This is a genomic window from Pantoea sp. OVA07A (assembly GCF_019969975.1).
In the GTDB taxonomy this organism is placed as follows: domain Bacteria; phylum Pseudomonadota; class Gammaproteobacteria; order Enterobacterales; family Enterobacteriaceae; genus Pantoea; species Pantoea agglomerans.
The window spans coordinates 281,387-296,605 of record NZ_JAHXYM010000001.1; the positions used below are offsets into that span (position 1 = coordinate 281,387).

Annotated in this window: 18 protein-coding genes; 2 read left to right on the forward strand and 16 right to left on the reverse strand. The window is 55.2% G+C overall.

Features of this window, described 5'->3' with window-relative positions; all coding sequences use genetic code 11:
* Nucleotides 1-160: 160 nt before the first annotated feature.
* A complete protein-coding gene (locus tag LC417_RS01225) occupies nucleotides 161-394 on the reverse strand; it encodes a DUF2525 domain-containing protein (protein ID WP_223565370.1) in 234 nt (77 codons plus the stop codon).
* 315 nt (nucleotides 395-709) lie between these two features.
* Between LC417_RS01225 and LC417_RS01230 the strand changes: the two genes are divergently transcribed.
* A complete protein-coding gene (locus LC417_RS01230; RefSeq protein ID WP_010247691.1) occupies nucleotides 710-868 on the forward strand; it encodes a YqaE/Pmp3 family membrane protein in 159 nt (52 codons plus the stop codon).
* A gap of 61 nt (nucleotides 869-929) precedes the next feature.
* Entirely contained in the window at nucleotides 930-1,124 is a 195-nt protein-coding gene (gene dsrB, locus LC417_RS01235) for a protein DsrB (protein ID WP_223565713.1), read from the forward strand.
* A 108-nt stretch (nucleotides 1,125-1,232) separates the two neighbouring features.
* Here the strand turns inward: dsrB and LC417_RS01240 are convergent, their stop codons facing one another.
* The 15 genes from LC417_RS01240 to fliF form a co-directional block, all read right to left on the reverse strand.
* Nucleotides 1,233-2,939 (reverse strand): methyl-accepting chemotaxis protein, encoded by a 1,707-nt coding sequence (locus LC417_RS01240; protein ID WP_154210053.1) that lies wholly within the window; start codon nucleotides 2,937-2,939, stop codon nucleotides 1,233-1,235.
* Nucleotides 2,940-3,080: 141 nt separating this feature from the next.
* Entirely contained in the window at nucleotides 3,081-3,716 is a 636-nt protein-coding gene (gene rcsA, locus LC417_RS01245) for a transcriptional regulator RcsA (RefSeq protein WP_010247685.1), read from the reverse strand.
* A gap of 628 nt (nucleotides 3,717-4,344) precedes the next feature.
* On the reverse strand, nucleotides 4,345-5,130 hold the full coding sequence (gene fliR, locus LC417_RS01250; RefSeq protein ID WP_010247683.1) for a flagellar biosynthetic protein FliR: 786 nt from the start codon (nucleotides 5,128-5,130) through the stop codon (nucleotides 4,345-4,347).
* Nucleotides 5,130-5,399: a flagellar biosynthesis protein FliQ gene (gene fliQ, locus LC417_RS01255; protein WP_003854466.1), complete on the reverse strand. Its 270-nt coding sequence runs from the start codon at nucleotides 5,397-5,399 to the stop codon at nucleotides 5,130-5,132. Before fliQ ends, fliR begins: the two co-directional genes overlap by 1 nt.
* Nucleotides 5,400-5,425: 26 nt before the next feature.
* A complete protein-coding gene (gene fliP / locus LC417_RS01260) occupies nucleotides 5,426-6,157 on the reverse strand; it encodes a flagellar type III secretion system pore protein FliP (RefSeq protein ID WP_010247675.1) in 732 nt (243 codons plus the stop codon).
* Nucleotides 6,157-6,555, reverse strand: coding sequence for a flagellar biosynthetic protein FliO (fliO, locus tag LC417_RS01265; RefSeq protein WP_050680374.1), 399 nt, complete (start codon nucleotides 6,553-6,555; stop codon nucleotides 6,157-6,159). Before fliO ends, fliP begins: the two co-directional genes overlap by 1 nt.
* Before the next feature lie 11 nt (nucleotides 6,556-6,566).
* Nucleotides 6,567-6,974: a flagellar motor switch protein FliN gene (gene fliN / locus LC417_RS01270; RefSeq protein WP_010247669.1), complete on the reverse strand. Its 408-nt coding sequence runs from the start codon at nucleotides 6,972-6,974 to the stop codon at nucleotides 6,567-6,569.
* Entirely contained in the window at nucleotides 6,967-7,974 is a 1,008-nt protein-coding gene (gene fliM, locus LC417_RS01275; RefSeq protein WP_003854473.1) for a flagellar motor switch protein FliM, read from the reverse strand. The genes fliN and fliM overlap by 8 nt, the downstream gene beginning before the upstream one ends.
* Nucleotides 7,975-7,978: 4 nt before the next feature.
* The gene (gene fliL, locus LC417_RS01280; protein ID WP_010670855.1) at nucleotides 7,979-8,467 is read right to left on the reverse strand and encodes a flagellar basal body-associated protein FliL; all 489 of its coding nucleotides are present in this window, start codon (nucleotides 8,465-8,467) and stop codon (nucleotides 7,979-7,981) included.
* 127 nt (nucleotides 8,468-8,594) lie between these two features.
* On the reverse strand, nucleotides 8,595-9,863 hold the full coding sequence (locus LC417_RS01285) for a flagellar hook-length control protein FliK (protein ID WP_187484305.1): 1,269 nt from the start codon (nucleotides 9,861-9,863) through the stop codon (nucleotides 8,595-8,597).
* Nucleotides 9,860-10,303 (reverse strand): flagellar export protein FliJ, encoded by a 444-nt coding sequence (gene fliJ / locus LC417_RS01290; RefSeq protein WP_003854478.1) that lies wholly within the window; start codon nucleotides 10,301-10,303, stop codon nucleotides 9,860-9,862. Before fliJ ends, LC417_RS01285 begins: the two co-directional genes overlap by 4 nt.
* A 28-nt stretch (nucleotides 10,304-10,331) precedes the next feature.
* Nucleotides 10,332-11,693, reverse strand: a complete 1,362-nt coding sequence (fliI, locus tag LC417_RS01295) for a flagellar protein export ATPase FliI (RefSeq protein ID WP_010247655.1) — start codon at nucleotides 11,691-11,693, stop codon at nucleotides 10,332-10,334.
* A complete protein-coding gene (fliH, locus tag LC417_RS01300) occupies nucleotides 11,693-12,388 on the reverse strand; it encodes a flagellar assembly protein FliH (protein ID WP_010247652.1) in 696 nt (231 codons plus the stop codon). The genes fliI and fliH overlap by 1 nt, the downstream gene beginning before the upstream one ends.
* Nucleotides 12,381-13,373 (reverse strand): flagellar motor switch protein FliG, encoded by a 993-nt coding sequence (gene fliG / locus LC417_RS01305; protein WP_003854483.1) that lies wholly within the window; start codon nucleotides 13,371-13,373, stop codon nucleotides 12,381-12,383. The genes fliH and fliG overlap by 8 nt, the downstream gene beginning before the upstream one ends.
* Entirely contained in the window at nucleotides 13,370-15,094 is a 1,725-nt protein-coding gene (fliF, locus tag LC417_RS01310) for a flagellar basal-body MS-ring/collar protein FliF (RefSeq protein ID WP_010670852.1), read from the reverse strand. Before fliF ends, fliG begins: the two co-directional genes overlap by 4 nt.
* Nucleotides 15,095-15,219 lie beyond the last annotated feature (125 nt).

Sequence of the window (15,219 nt, forward strand, 5' to 3'; positions counted from 1 at the left end):
ACAGCCGCTCCATAATTACCCGATCGGTTGCAGAAACGTGCATATCTGATGCTTGTTTCGGAGTCGGGAAAGGGTAATCTGCAGAGGTGTTAAGAATTCCCTGGTGTAACGAATTGAATTTTTACCCGGCCTTCCCGCCGGGTTTTTTTTGAAATCGATTTCAGCGGTTCGCTTCATAGGCGCGATAATCACAAATATCAATTTCAAATGCCTCCGCCAGTTCGCTATAGGAGTGGAAAACCCGGCCTTCTACTTCCAGCCGTGGCGTCTGATACTGCTCCATATACTCCCGTACCTCTCCCGACGTTCTGGCCTGAATCGCCGCCAGTAAACCTTCGACATCAATCTGCAGATCGGATGGCTGAGCATCGCCGTGCTGTTTTTCGTCTGTCATTTTCTGACTCCTGAGAGCAAACAGAGTAATCAGTATAGAACGCAGGTCAGAAAGGCGGGAGCGAAGAGATCGCAGGCAAAAAAAAGCCCGCGCTGCGCGGGCAAAATCCTTGTTACTTTCAGGTTGGCTGCACCTATGGGGTGGTGCAGTGAGAAGAGTTTAAAGGTCTGGCGCGTAAGAAGTCTTGCGGTGAAATGTTAAGGAATTGCAAAAGTTTCTCCTTACTCAGATTTACCTGACTTTTCGACTAAACAGAGCAGAATCAGCTATAGTTAGCGATAAAGCTGATTTTTATCAATACCTAAAGGAATGGTTATGGACATCTTACGAATTATTATCGCTATTCTGCTGCCACCACTGGGCGTGTTTATGCAGGTCGGTTTTGGCGGCGCCTTCTGGCTGAATATCCTGCTGACACTCTGTGGTTATATCCCCGGTATCATCCACGCCGTCTGGGTCATTGCCCGCCGCTAACGCGCTGCATCACCACGGTTCTTCGTTTAGACTGTACTCAGTCAATAATCTGGAGAACCGAATTAAGGTAAATGACCGCGTCAGCGTCAAAACCGATGGCGGCCCGCGTCGTGTTGGCACCATTCTGGCTATGGAGCCGTTTAATGAAGGCACCATGTTCCTGGTGGCGCTGGAAGATTATCCGCTGGGCATCTGGTTTTTTAACGAGACCCACCAGCAGGATGGCATTTTCGTCGAGCCTTACCAGGAAGCCTGAGCCTGACGCGCAATAAAAAAGCCGCCTTTCCGTTTACCGGAAAGGCGGCTTTTTGCTGTCGGAGATTACGCGGCTGACATCAGCCGCTGACGGTTAACCGCTATGACCTCAGAAGGTTTCCCAGTTATCGCTGCCGCCTGCCAGCGCCGGACGGGGTGCCAGAGCCGGTGTTTTTACCGGTGAAGAGACGCGTCCAGCCACTACAGCGGTTGCAGGGGCATCCTGCAGACGGAATGCCGCGACCGCCTGCGTCAGTTTACCCGCCTGATCTTCCAGCGAGGCCGCTGCGGCGGAGGCTTCTTCCACCAGCGAGGCGTTCTGCTGGGTGACGTTATCCATTTCGGTGACCGCCTGGCTCACCTGCTGAATACCACGGCTCTGCTCATCTGACGCCGCCGCGATCTCCGACATAATATCGGTAACGCGTCGTACGGCTTCGACAATCTCACCCATGGTGCTACCGGCTGCGCCAACCTGATGCGAACCGTCATTGATCAGCGTGACGGACTCAGCAATCAGCGATTCAATCTCTTTCGCCGCCTGCGCACTGCGCTGGGCCAGATTACGCACTTCGCTGGCCACCACCGCAAAGCCACGACCCTGCTCACCGGCACGCGCCGCTTCTACTGCCGCATTCAGCGCCAGGATGTTGGTCTGAAACGCAATACTGTTAATGACGTTGGTGATCTCAGCGATTTTTTTCGAGCTGCCGGAAATATTGGTCATGGTTTTCACGACGCCGCTCACCAGCTCGCCACCGCTGCGCGCTTTGCCCGAGGCATCCGCGGCCAGCTGGCTGGCGTGATGCGCATTCTCGGCGTTCTGCTTCACCGTAGCGGTAAGCTGTTCCATGCTGGCTGCGGTCTGCTCCAGTGCTGCAGCCTGCTGCTCGGTGCGTGAAGAGAGATCGGTGTTGCCGGCTGAAATTTCGCTGGAGCCCTGATAAATCGCGACGGCGCCTTCACGCACCGTACCAACGGTGGTTACCAGCGCCTGCTGCATCAGTTGCAGGTTATGGATGAGCGTACCAATCTCGCTGCGGCCATGGGGCAGGGGAGCGGAGGTCAGATCACCCTGCGCAATGCGTTCGATACGCAGCACCGACTGACGCAGCGGACTAATCACCACGCGGCGCAGGAAGACAAAGGTCAACAGCACCAGCACCAGGGCGGCACTGAATGCCACGGCCATGGAGATAAAGCCGATGCGCGACTGTTGATCGGCCTGGGCGGTAATGGCATTGGCGCGATCAGTTCGGATCTTGATCGCCTTCAGTAACACCGCGTTATAGTCGTCATCCAGCTTGCGGGTTACATCGGTCTCCTGAGCGATGATGCCCTCAAAGCTGCCCTGTTTACCGGATTCAATCATCGGTATCAGGCCTTTGGTAATGTAATCGTTGAAGCGAGCCTGCAGCGTGGCATCCAGTTCCATATCCGCGGGCGTCTTAACTTCACGTGCCTGATAAATCGCGAAGCCATCTTTTGCCTGCTGGATCCGTTTTTCGGCGGCGGCAATATTGGCGCGAAACTCGTCCATTTCACCAATACGCGCGGCGGCACCGGCCTGAATAATGGTCAGGCGCGCAGTACGCAGGTGGTTTGAACTGTTAGAGAGGCCCATACGAACCTGAATTTCGTCCGTGGCATCATCGAGGGAGTGATTGCCGGAAATCAGAAAGTAACTGGCGACACCAATACAGAGTGCGAACAGCAGCAAAATGCCGCCGAAGATCAGGCTAAACAGCGGCACCAGGCGGAGATTCTGCCAGATGCCTGCGCTTTTTTGTCCATTATTATCTCGTGCAGTGTTCATATCCTTGCTCTCTTGAGGCTGTTGTTATAAGGCATAACATCGGCAAAAGAGCGTAAAGGCTTAGCGGTAAGAGTGAGATCTGGATCGCAATTCCGGGCAAAAAAAAACCGGCCAGAGAGGCCGGTTCTTCAGATGTTATGATCAGCGGATATTAACGTAAATACCTGAAGTCACATTATCCGTTAAACGCACCACATGATAAATAACCTGCTTATTATGGGTTTTGATTTTGCGTTTAATATTACCTTTGTGTGACGATACCGTTTTGGCCTTAATTTGCATTTTATCTGAGATCTGGATGGTATCATGACCTGACATCCACATCTTCAGCATGTTTGACTCAGTCTGGCTCAGCGTTAATGGATGTACATCCATGCCCGAAGAGATACGCGCAGACTGGTTAAGCTTCTTCTGCAAATAGGTGCTGAGTAAGGAATCCAGGGTCGATGTCTTCATCGATTTTGATGTAATAATCAGGTTCTTACGAACGTAGAGATATTCCTCAAAATGGATATTGCTAATCGCCATGAATATAAAGAACAGCGTATCAGGATGCTGCGTAATAATGCTGCGGATACGTTCACTGGAATCGGATTCATGAATGAAGCAATCTTCATTAATAAAGACGACACCAGGGTTTAATTGCTCACATTTTTGCTGTAGTTGCTCAATATCGGAGACAGAAGAGATATTCTTCTTCTTAACTCCTTTTAAAGACATGTAGTCTGATAATCCCAGGCGTGTGTAGTTGCAGGAATCCATAATAATAGTTGGCATAATAGCGACCCTCACCAATTTGTTATCCGTTTAAATCAACGATGAATACGCGTTGCGGTACGAGAGAGATTTCTTAGGTACTTTTTTATTCTGCTCGTGCAGTTTGGCAACAGGCAAACGCCCGTAAAAGTCTTCATCCCTGACCCGTTCTGCAAAAAATTTGTGCTGCCATGACGTCACACATTCTCCGGCCATGGCGGGGAATGCCAGTGAAATGTCGGAGGTTAAGTAAGACTCATTTTTTTGGGAGCCAGGTCACTATCCTTGAAAACGCGGAGTTTTCTGATAGGACAATTCTCAAAAACATTTGTTTTACGAAAGTGTGATGTCTCAGCGTGCGTTGACAATGCCGGAAAAAACATTTTTTAACAAGAAAAATCACCTAAAGATTTTTTTCTTGTAAATTCAGTGTCTTGTCGATTTTGCCTGCACATTCACAGTCTGACCGCTCCTGTGAACCACCCCACTAAAATACGCGAAGCCCGGTTTAATAAGAATTATTTTCAGACTCTCCGCACGTTTATCAGAATTTCCTTAGTTGCATTCTGGAAAACATGGTTCGGAAAATGCACGGATGGTTTTGCGATACTTAAGTATCGTTATGCAAAGATAGTTAGAAACTTAATGTTCAGGGACGGGATAGTTCTGTCAGGAACACGGCGAGTAAATCAAATACTTCACCGAACAAATGCTCACAGAACGGGGCTAGCAGAGGCATCAGCAAGCTGATGGTTAAAATTCCGACTGATAAGGTAATCGGGAAGCCAATTGCGAAGATTGATAACTGTGGTGAAACACGGTTTAACAAACCCAGTACCAGATTTACCATGAGTAACAATACGATTAAGGGCAGCGCTAACATCATGCCATTAAGGAAAATTAATCCGCCAGATTTCACCAGCGCCATAAATGCATTGGCATTTAGCGGCTGACCGCCAATCGGCAGCGTATGAAAACTGTCCGCCAGCAGCGAGATCAGCCACAGGTGTCCGTTAAAGGTCAGGAACAGCAACATCGCCAGCATGTCGAGAAAACGGGCCAGAACCGGCATGTTAAGACGGCTGCCAGGATCGAAAAAGGTGGCGAACGAGATGCCCATCTGCAGACCAATCACTTCCCCGGCAAGGCGCACGGCAGCAAAAGCGAACTGCATGGTGAAGCCGAGTGCAATACCAATCAGCATCTGCTGAATCAGTAGCAGGAAGCCTTCAGGGGAAAACAGGGTGACATTGACCGCAGGTAACAGCGGCATCAGCAGCCAGGTGATCATTACCGCCAGACCGATTTTGACACGTTTGCTGACGGATCGTTCATTGAGGATCGGTGCGGTGGCGAATAGCGCCATGATGCGCACCAGAGGCCAGAAGAACTGGCTGACCCACTGAACCAGCTGGCTGCTGTCGAGAGTAATCATCAGCCGATGATGTAAGGCAGGTTGGTAAAGACGGTGCGGATATAGTCCAGCAGCAGATTCAGCATCCACGGGCCGGCAATGATACCGGTGGTGGCAACCGCCAGAATCTTAGGAATAAAGGATAAGGTCTGTTCGTTGACTTGGGTCGCGGCCTGGATCAGGCTGATCAGCAAACCGCTGACCAGTGCGGCCAGCAGCAGCGGGGCGGCCAGCATCAGGGCGACGCGCATCGCTTCCTGTCCCATTACCATTACTGATTCGGGTGTCATATGTTGCTCCGGTAAGAAAAGGGGGATCAGGAGTAGAAGCTTTGCGCCAGTGAACCGACCAGCAGTTGCCAGCCATCGACCAGAACAAACAGCATCAGTTTAAACGGCAGCGCGATGGACGCTGGCGGGACCATCATCATCCCCAGCGCCATCAGCACGCTGGCAACCACCAGGTCGATGATCAGGAACGGGATAAAGACGGTAAAGCCAATCTGGAAAGCTGTCTTCAGCTCGCTGGTAACATAGGCGGGCAGCAGAATACGCATTGGCACCGCTTCAGGACCGGCAATCGGGGCGGTATTCGCCAGACGGGCAAACAGGGCTAAATCCGCTTCACGGGTCTGACGCAGCATAAACTCGCGCAGCGGCTGGGCACCTTTATCAATCGCCACTTCCATGCTGATCTTGTCCTGGCTGAACGGCAAATAAGCATCCTGATAAATCTTGTCGAAGGTCGGCGCCATAATAAAGAAGGTCAGAAACAGCGACAGTCCGAGCAGCACCTGGTTAGGCGGCGCAGAGGGCGTGCCCAGGGCGTTACGCAGTAAACCAAACACAATGATGATACGGGTGAAGCTGGTCATCATCAGCAGCACGGCCGGAATAAAGGTCAGCGCAGTGATAAAGACCAGCGTCTGTACCGGCAGTGACCAGCTCTGACCGCCATTCGGCAGCGAGTGACTCACCAGACCCGGCAGCTGGGCATGGGCAACCGGTGCCAGTAACAACAGTGGCAATAAAGGAAGCAGTCGACGCATCATTGTGGTTTTCCGGGACGTTTAACCAGGTTCTGTAACAGCTGACGAAAATCCTGTGGCGCACTGTTAACCGGCGTCACAGAGACCGGTTCACCCGGCGGCAAAGTATGCAGATGGGTAATCTGCTGTGCGGTGACGCCCAGCACCAGACGCGCATCAGCGGTATCGACAATCACCACCCGCTCGCGCTGGCCCACTGAAACGCTGGCTGTGAGTTTAAGCTCCTGGCCGCTGACCTTTTTCGGCGCGAAGCCGACACGGCGTGCCAGCCAGGCGCAGGCCAGAATCAATAAGATAATCACGGCTAACACGCTGCTGACCTGGGCCAGCATGGAGCCGGTCGAGATCGCCTGAGTGTGCGGTGCAGCCGGTTGCAGCGTTTGATTCTGGCTATTCATAATGTAACTCTTTAGCGACTCAGACGACGCATACGTTCAGATGGGGTGATGATGTCAGTGATGCGCACGCCATATTTGTCGTTCACCACCACCACTTCACCCTGAGCAATCAGATAACCGTTGATCAGGATATCCAGCGGCTCACCCGCCAGGCCATCCAGTGCCACCACTGAACCCTGCGCCAGACGCAGCAGCTCTTTGATGGTCATTTTGGTGCGACCCAGTTCCACGGTGAGTTTCACCGGGATATCCATAATCAGATCGATATCCTGCAGCGATCCAGCGACGTTGCCGCTGTCGAATGATTTAAAGACTTCGTCGGTCTGCGGCGCACTGCCGCTGCCGACCTGCTCATTCATCGCTTCAGCCCACAGATCGTCCGCAGAGATATCGTCAGACGGTTTATTACTGTCAGTCATGGGGCTGTTCCTCGTTCAGCGAATTCAAAATCGGGTTAATCAGGTGTTCGACACGGAGCGCGTACTGACCATTCATCGTGCCATATTGGCTGGTTAAGACCGGGACGCTATCGACATGGGCGATAATGCGTTCCGGCTTCTCAATCGGCAGCACATCACCGGGTTTCAACTGCAAAATCCGTGACAGACGCAGTGAGGTTTCGGCAAAGTGCGCGATCAGTTCCAGCTCAGAGTGCTGCACCTGTTTGACCAGGTTGTCGCGCCAGTGGTTATCTTCCTGACGTGAGTTTTCGAGCGGTGGATTCACCAGCAGCTCGCGCAGCGGTTCAATCATTGAAAACGGGATACAGATATTAAACTCACCCACCAGGTTACCAATCTCCACCTGGAACGGCGTGTTAACCACGATGTCGTTCGGTGAAGTGGTAATGTTGGTGAACTTTACCTGCATCTCTGAACGTACATACTCGACGTCCAGTGGATAAATGGCCTTCCATGCGTCGCTGTAACCATCCAGCGCCAGCTTCAGCATGCGGCGAATAACGCGCTGCTCGGTATGGGTAAACTCACGGCCTTCGACTTTGGTCGGAAAACGTCCGTCGCCACCAAACAGGTTGTCGACAGCGATAAACACCAGGCTCGGTGAGAACACCACCAGCGCGGTGCCGCGCAGCGGCTTCAGGTGGATCAGGTTCAGGTTGGTTGGCACCGGCAGATTGCGGGCAAACTCGTGATACGGCTGAATCTTGATCGCCCCGACGCTGATATCCGGGCTACGGCGCAGCAGGTTAAACAGCGCCATACGGAAACTACGGGCAAAACGCTCATTAATAATCTCCAGCGCCTGCAAACGCTCGCGAACCACACGGCGCTGGGTGTTCGGATCGTAAGGACGAATATCGCCTTCCGGTCCGTTTTGTTTCTTTTCTTCTTCCGCACTGCCGCTGTCGCCGTTTAAAAGGGCGTCAATTTCAGCCTGGGAGAGAATGCTATCGCCCATTGATTCACCTCAAAATGAAGGCAGTAAACAGCACATCGTTTACAGCCTGCGGAGGTTGACCTTTTACCAGCGGGGGTGTCAGCGCCTGTTTGACTTGTTCAACAAGCGCCTGCTTTCCTTGCTCTGTCGCCAGCGCCGTAGCGCTCTGACGCGAGAGCAGCAGCAGCAAACGGCTGCGCACCTCAGGCAGATAGTCGTTCATCCGACGCCGGGTATCCTCATCGGCCAGACGCAGGGTAAAGCCTACGTAAAGCACGCGGTCGGGATCGTTGTCGGGATTGACCAGGTTAACCGTAAATGTATCAAGTGCAAAAAAGACCGGAGCGGGAGGCGGTTCAACTTTCGCCACCTCAGGCTTATCGCCCTCATGTTTATTCATCATTCGCCAGACTGCATAGCCTGCCACGCTGCAAGCGGCCAGCGTCAAAATGAGCAGCACTGGTATTAAGAGTTTACGTTTGCTGCCTTTTTTTGCTTTCGCGTTATCAGACATGGTGCAGTTACTTCCTGTGAATTATGGGCAAGCCTCTCGGCTCACGAGACAGATTATCCGCGTCTTAAGTCAAACCAATGGGTAGAAAAGACGCGGGTTTTACGCTTACCTTCAGCGTTTGCCGCTGTCAGGCGAAAGTGTCGACGGCGCTGTTGCCGTTAACGCGAGCCTGAAGGGCGGCGGGAACGGCGATCGGCGTAATGTCGGTGTCACTGTCCTGGGTGAGGGAGAAGCGGCCATGCTGTCCATCGCGGCGCGCCTCCTGCTGCTGCTGGAATTGCTGGCCCTGCGCGGAACTGTCACTGCTCACCTGACTCTCGCCCAGGTTGATACCGCTCTCAGCCAGCGCGCTGCGCAGCTGCGGTATCGCGGCTTCCAGTGCTGCTCTGACGTGGCTATGGCTGGAAACCAGATTAATTTGTGCCTGGTCGTTATCCAGTTTCAGGCTGATCTGGATAGCGCCAAGGTCTTCCGGATGTAAACGCAACTCCGCGTTCTGCTGGCCGTTGCGACTGAACATCACAATCTGCTGACTCAGCGCCTGCTGCCACTCGTCGCTGCCCAGCTGTGAGTTCAGCATCGGCGTTGACGGTGTGCTGGTGGTCGCGGAGGCGGTCACCGGCGCAGGCAGGCTGCTGGCAGTGGCGATTGGCGTAGCGTTGACCGCGTTATCGCTGGCGCTGGCTTTAATCGCAGCCTGATCATCCTGCTTAACCATGTTGCTCAGCGCCTGCTGGAAACTGCTGTCGAGCGTCAGGCCGCTGCTGGTCGCACTCTGCGCCGTGTTGTTGCTCTGGCTGGCGGCAGTGGTGACGGCAGGTTTGCTCTGTGCGTCGCTTCTGGCATCAGACTTCTCATCTTCATCCGGTGCGTGGCTCTGCTGCGCGCTGTTCAGCAGTTGCGTCAGCGAGCTCTGGCTTTTCCGGCCGGTATCGGTCTGGGCGATCATCTCGCCCGCTTCACTGCTGACCGGGGTCGACGTGGTGGCTGTGACAGCCGCTACACCCGGTAACATGGCGAACAGTGCCTGCATATTCTGCATATCGCTGGCGCTTAAGGGTGCAACGTCCGGCTTGTCTTTATCATCGGCTGATTTTGACCCACCTTTAATATTTTCCGGCTTGAACAGAGCGGTCAGCGCAGCAGGATTTTCCAGTGCTGCCATCAGTGCATTCAGCGGGGCCTTCGGGCGGGCGTCATCGGCAGTTTCTGCTTTGACGTCAGCGGATTGCGCCGCTTTTCCCTGCTGTTTAGCCAGGCCGAGTAACTGGTTTCCCAGTGCGGTCAGAAAGTCCTGCGGCAGGGCATCGGCACCCGCAGCAGGGTCAGTTGAGACTGAGGGTTCTGCGTCGGTTTTTACCGTCGCTTTCATAGCAATGTTTGGCAGCGTAATCATTCACCTCTCCTCGATGCGGCCCGTTGGGCAAATTCGTCCATCCGTTTCTGATCGAGACGGTTTTCCTGTCGTAATGCATTTTCTGCTGCGCGCGTAATCAGCGTCTGATAGGCGTTAAGCCGTTGCTGTTTGTCACGCCAGTTGATCAGCGCCTGTTCCAGCCGCTGATTCCAGTTATTAAGCTGGTTGCGGTGCTGCTCAATCGCTTTTTCCAGCGTCTGAATAAACTGGTGATAGTTGGTCCAGCGGGTGCTGGCGATGCCCGACGACATGTCATCGTTGAGCTTGTTGCGATATTCGTCCTGATAGTCGAGCAGCATCGTCAGCTGCTCGTTCGCGGCGTGCTGGCCGCGACGCATATCGCCTAAATAGATGGCAGCGCGTTCGAGATCCTGCTCCGCTAAGTCGCGCAGCGTATCGATGGCATTTGCAGTTTTCATTGCCGTTACCTCGCGTTAATTCGTGTGACTAGCCAAACAGCGCATGCAGATGCAGGCTGGCGTCGTCGTAATCACTGCGCTCAAAGATGCCCTGTTGCAGGAAGGCTTCCATCTGCGGATAGAGCGTGATCGCTTTATCAAGCATCGGATCACTGCCCGCGGCATAAGCGCCGACGCTGACAAGATCGCGGTTACGCTGGAAGCTGGAGAGCAACTGCTTAAACTGGCGCACCCGCGCATAGTGGTTCTCATCGATCAGCGAGGTCATCGCTCGGCTGATCGAGGCTTCTATATCAATGGCCGGATAGTGACCCGCTTCGCCCAGCCGACGCGACAGCACAATGTGGCCGTCGAGAATGGCGCGCGCGGAGTCGGCGATCGGGTCCTGCTGATCGTCGCCTTCGGTCAGGACGGTATAGAAGGCGGTGATTGAGCCGCCGCCGTCGATGCCGTTACCGGCACGCTCAACCAGCGCTGGCAGTTTGGCGAATACGGAAGGCGGATAGCCTTTGGTGGCAGGCGGCTCACCAATCGCCAGCGCGATCTCACGCTGCGCCATGGCGTAGCGGGTCAGGGAGTCCATAATCAGCAACACATGCTGGCCGCGGTCGCGAAAATCTTCTGCGATACGCGTGGCGTAAGCGGCACCCTGCATACGCAGCAGCGGCGAAACATCGGCCGGGGCGGCGATCACCACCGAACGGGCGCGGCCTTCAGCGCCGAGAATGTTCTCGATAAAATCTTTTACTTCGCGGCCACGTTCGCCAATCAGACCGACGACGATGACGTCCGCTTTGGTGTAGCGCGCCATCATGCCAAGCAGCACGCTTTTACCCACGCCCGAACCGGCGAACAGGCCCATACGCTGTCCGCGACCGACCGTCAGCAGGGCGTTGATCGCCCGCACGCCGGTATCCAGTACGTCGGTGATCGGCGTACGCTGCAACGGGTTAAACGGCGGAGTGTTCAGCGGCGCGCGATAGCCGGTATCCGGAGACGGCAGGCCGTCCAGCGGACGCCCGCTGCCATCGAGTACGCGGCCCAGCAGTTCCGGGCCCAGCATCATCTGTTTGCCCGCCTGCGGGTTCTCTCCGTTCTGGCGCGCATAGACCCGCGCACCCGGTAAAATGCCGTCCACTTCTTCCAGTGGCATCATCAGCAGCTTCTGACCGTTGAATCCCACCACTTCGCTTTCGATTTCACTGATGGTTTTGCCATCGTTGCGTTCGATTACGCAGGTCGCACCCAGCGGCAGCTGTAAGCCGGTCGCTTCCAGCACCAGGCCGGTGGCGCGGGTCAGACGGCCATAACGGCGCACCGGCTGCACCTGGGCGATGCGTTTCTCAAAGGCATCGAGCGAGCCGAGCCAGCGATTCAGACGAGTAGTCATTACAGTTCTCCCGGTGCGGCAAGACGGCAGAGTTCCTGCCAGCGCGTCGCGACGCTGGCATCCAGGTCGCCATCTTCGGCGCTGAGTTTACAGCCGCCAGGATGCAGGGTGCTGTCAGCGATCAGCCGCCAGCCGTGCAGATCCAGCGTCGGACCCAGGGTCTGCTCAATGCGTTGTAAGTCATCCGGGTGAACACGCAGCTGCGGTTTGCCGCTGAACATCGGTTCCTGCTGCAGTAAACCCTGAATCTGGCGCAGCAGGGCGGTGCCATCCACCGTGGTCGCCTGACCAATCACCGAGCGTGCCGCTTCCAGCGCCAGCTGCATCAGACGAGCCGCGATGACGCTGTCCAGCGACTCCAGCGTGTTCTGGAACTCGGTTACCAGCTGCTGCATACGCGCCTGAAGGGGCGCTTGCTGCTGCTGGGCATCGGCCAGACCCTGCTGAAAACCGGCGTCGTAGCCGGCTTTCTGGCCTTCGGTCACACCCTGTTGATAGCCTTCGTTGTAACCCTGGCCCTGTGCCTCTTTACGCATCTGCTGCTGCAGGCGTTCGAGCTGCTGTTGCTGCTCATCAACGCCATCTTCAGCTTCGTAAATTTCTGGCTGCAGCTCCGGTTCAGCAGGCTCATCGAAACGGCCTAAATCCGTGGGCTGCCATAGCTGCCAGGGGCGCGCAGAAAATGCATCAGACATAAGTTTCCTCGCCACCACCAATCACCATCTCGCCTGACTCGGCCAGGCGGCGTACCACCAGCAGGATCGCTTTCTGTTCGTTTTCCACTGCGGACATACGCACCGGACCACGGTTGGCCAGATCGTCGCGCAGGATATCGGCCGCACGGGCTGACATGTTTTTGAGGAACTTCTCGCGCAGTGGCTGTTCGGCACCTTTCAATGCAACCAGCAGCTGCTCGGACTCCACTTCCTGCAACAGACGCTGGATGCTGCGGTCGTCCACTGCCACCAGGTTTTCGAACAGGAACATCTCGTCGATAATTTTCTGCGCCAGTTCGCCATCGAAGTCGCGTACGGCTTCGATAACCGCCTCTTCCTGCTGCGTTTTCATCAGGTTGATGATCTCGGCTGCGGTTCTCACGCCGCCCATCTTCGCACGCTTGAGGTTGGTGCCATCCAGCAGGCCGTTCAGCACTTCGGTCAGTTCGGCCAGCGCGGCTGGCTGGACACCACCGAACGTGGCGATACGCAGCATCACGTCGTGACGCAGACGTTCGTCGAACAGCGCCACAATATCGGCGGCCTGGGCACGCTTGAGGTGGACCAGGATGGTAGCGATGATCTGTGGATGCTCGTCGCGAATAAGGTCGGCAGCGGCCTGCGGCTCCATAAAGTTGAGCGTTTCCATGCCGCTGGTGGTTTCGCGCGTTTCGAGAATGTCCTCCAGCAGGCTGGAGGCGCGCTCTTCGCCCAGCGCACGGGTCAGCACCGAACGCAGGTATTCGTTGGAGTTCAGGCTCAGCGCCGCGAACTGCTCAGCATCCGCTTCGAACTCACGCAGCACTTCAGTCAGTTGCTTATGTGACACCTGACGCATGTTGGCCATCGCGCCGCTCAGGTGCTGGACCTCACGCTGGTTCAGGTGTTTGAAAACTTCCGCGGCGCGCTCTTCGCCAATAGTCATCATCAGGATGGCGCTTTTTTCGGTTCCGGTCAGACTCATAGCTCTTTACTCATCCATTCGCGAATTACCAGCGCTACAACGCGCGGATCGTTTTCTGACATGTCGCGGATGCGTTGACTCATCACTTCTGCGCTCATGCGGTTGTTAGACTTACGTTCCTGATCCAGCTCATCTTTGCTGAGCTGCACATTAAAGGCTTCTTCTTCCGGTTGCTCAGTCGCACGAGCGGCAACGGCTTCCGCGGCGGCTTTCTCTGCGGCCTGCTTGCGAACCAGGTGCGGACGAACCAGTTTGCGGTAGAGGATGAAAGCGACCAGGGCAATCAACAGCCACTTACCGGCGTTCATCAGCTGATCAAAGAACGACTGCTGTTGCCAGAAGGGCAGATCGGTGGTCACTGGTTCAGTGGTGTTGAACTGCGAGTTCACCACGTTGATGCTGTCGCCACGGTTCTGGGAGTAGCCCATCGCTTCGCGGGTCAGATCTTCAATCTGCTTCAGCTGCTGTTCGTTCAGCGCAACCGCTTTGCCTTTATCATCTGCACGGAAGTTCACCACGACCGCCACCGACAGGCGCTGTACGTCACCAACGTTGACCTTGGTATGACGAATGGTGCGATCCAGCTCGTAGTTCACCGTGTCGTCACGACGCGAGTTGGTCGGTCCGGCACTGGCCGCTGCGGTGCTGGTGGTCTGGTTAGCGTTATTCGCCGCGTTGTTCTGACCGTTAGCATTCTGGCCATTGGCGGCATTATTGTTCGGCGTCGTCACCGGCGCAGTGTTTGCTGGCGCAGGCTGGTTAGAGAGCGCGCCCGGCACGCCGCCCGGATAAGGGCTGCCTGACTGGTCGCTGGTGCTGGTCTGACGCGAACGAATCGCTGAGTTCGACGGGTTAGCGTTAGGCTGATATTTCTCGTCGGTCTGCTCGGCGGTGTCGAAGTTAATCTGCGCGGTAACCTGCGCATGCACATTGCCCTGACCGAGAATCGGATTCAGGATCGCTTCGATACGTTGCTGGTAGCGAGCTTCAACTTCAGAGGCATACTTGAGCTGTGCATCATTCAGGTCGCGACCGGCGGAGTCAGAGCGGGTCAGCAGGCGACCGGTCTGATCGACCACGGTGACGTTGCCCGGCGGTAAACCGGCGACGCTGCTTGAGACCATGTGGGCGATGGCCTGAATCTGGCCTTCATCCAGCGCACGGCCAGGCTGCAGGGTTAAGGTAACAGAGGCGGATGGCGCTTTCTGCTCACGCACAAATAAGGTTGGTTTTGGCATCGCCAGATGAACACGGGCGCTTTTAACCGGACCGAGTGATTCGATGGTACGAGCCAGTTCGCCTTCCAGCGCGCGCTGGTAGTTAACCTGCTCGCTGAACTGGCTGATACCGAACTTCTCTTTATCCAGCAGCTCAAAACCCACCGAGCCGCCTTTCGGCAGACCCTGCTGAGCCAGACGCAGACGCAGCTCATGCACGTTCGCTTCCGGCACCATCAGCGCGCCGCCATTTTCGGCGAAGCGATAAGGGATGTTCATCTGCGTCAGCTGCGTGACGATGGCACCGCCATCTTCATCTGTAAGGTTGTTATAAAGGACGCTATAGCTGGGCTGCTTTGCCCAGAGCACCATCGCGATCACTATCGCTACAACGGCGGCGGCAGCGACGATTAAAGGAATACGCGGATTTGCGCGCAGGCGAGCGAGCAGGTCACCGAAGCCTTTCTTTTCTTGTTCTGTTGTGGCGGCTGTACTCGCATTCATGACCGTTTCCTGCCTGACGTAATTGACCGGGTAAGTTGAGATGGCAAAACAGACTCCCTGACCTGCGTAGATAAAATTTCCACTTCAATGCCAGGCATTATTAGGTGATAAGCAAAATTCGATGC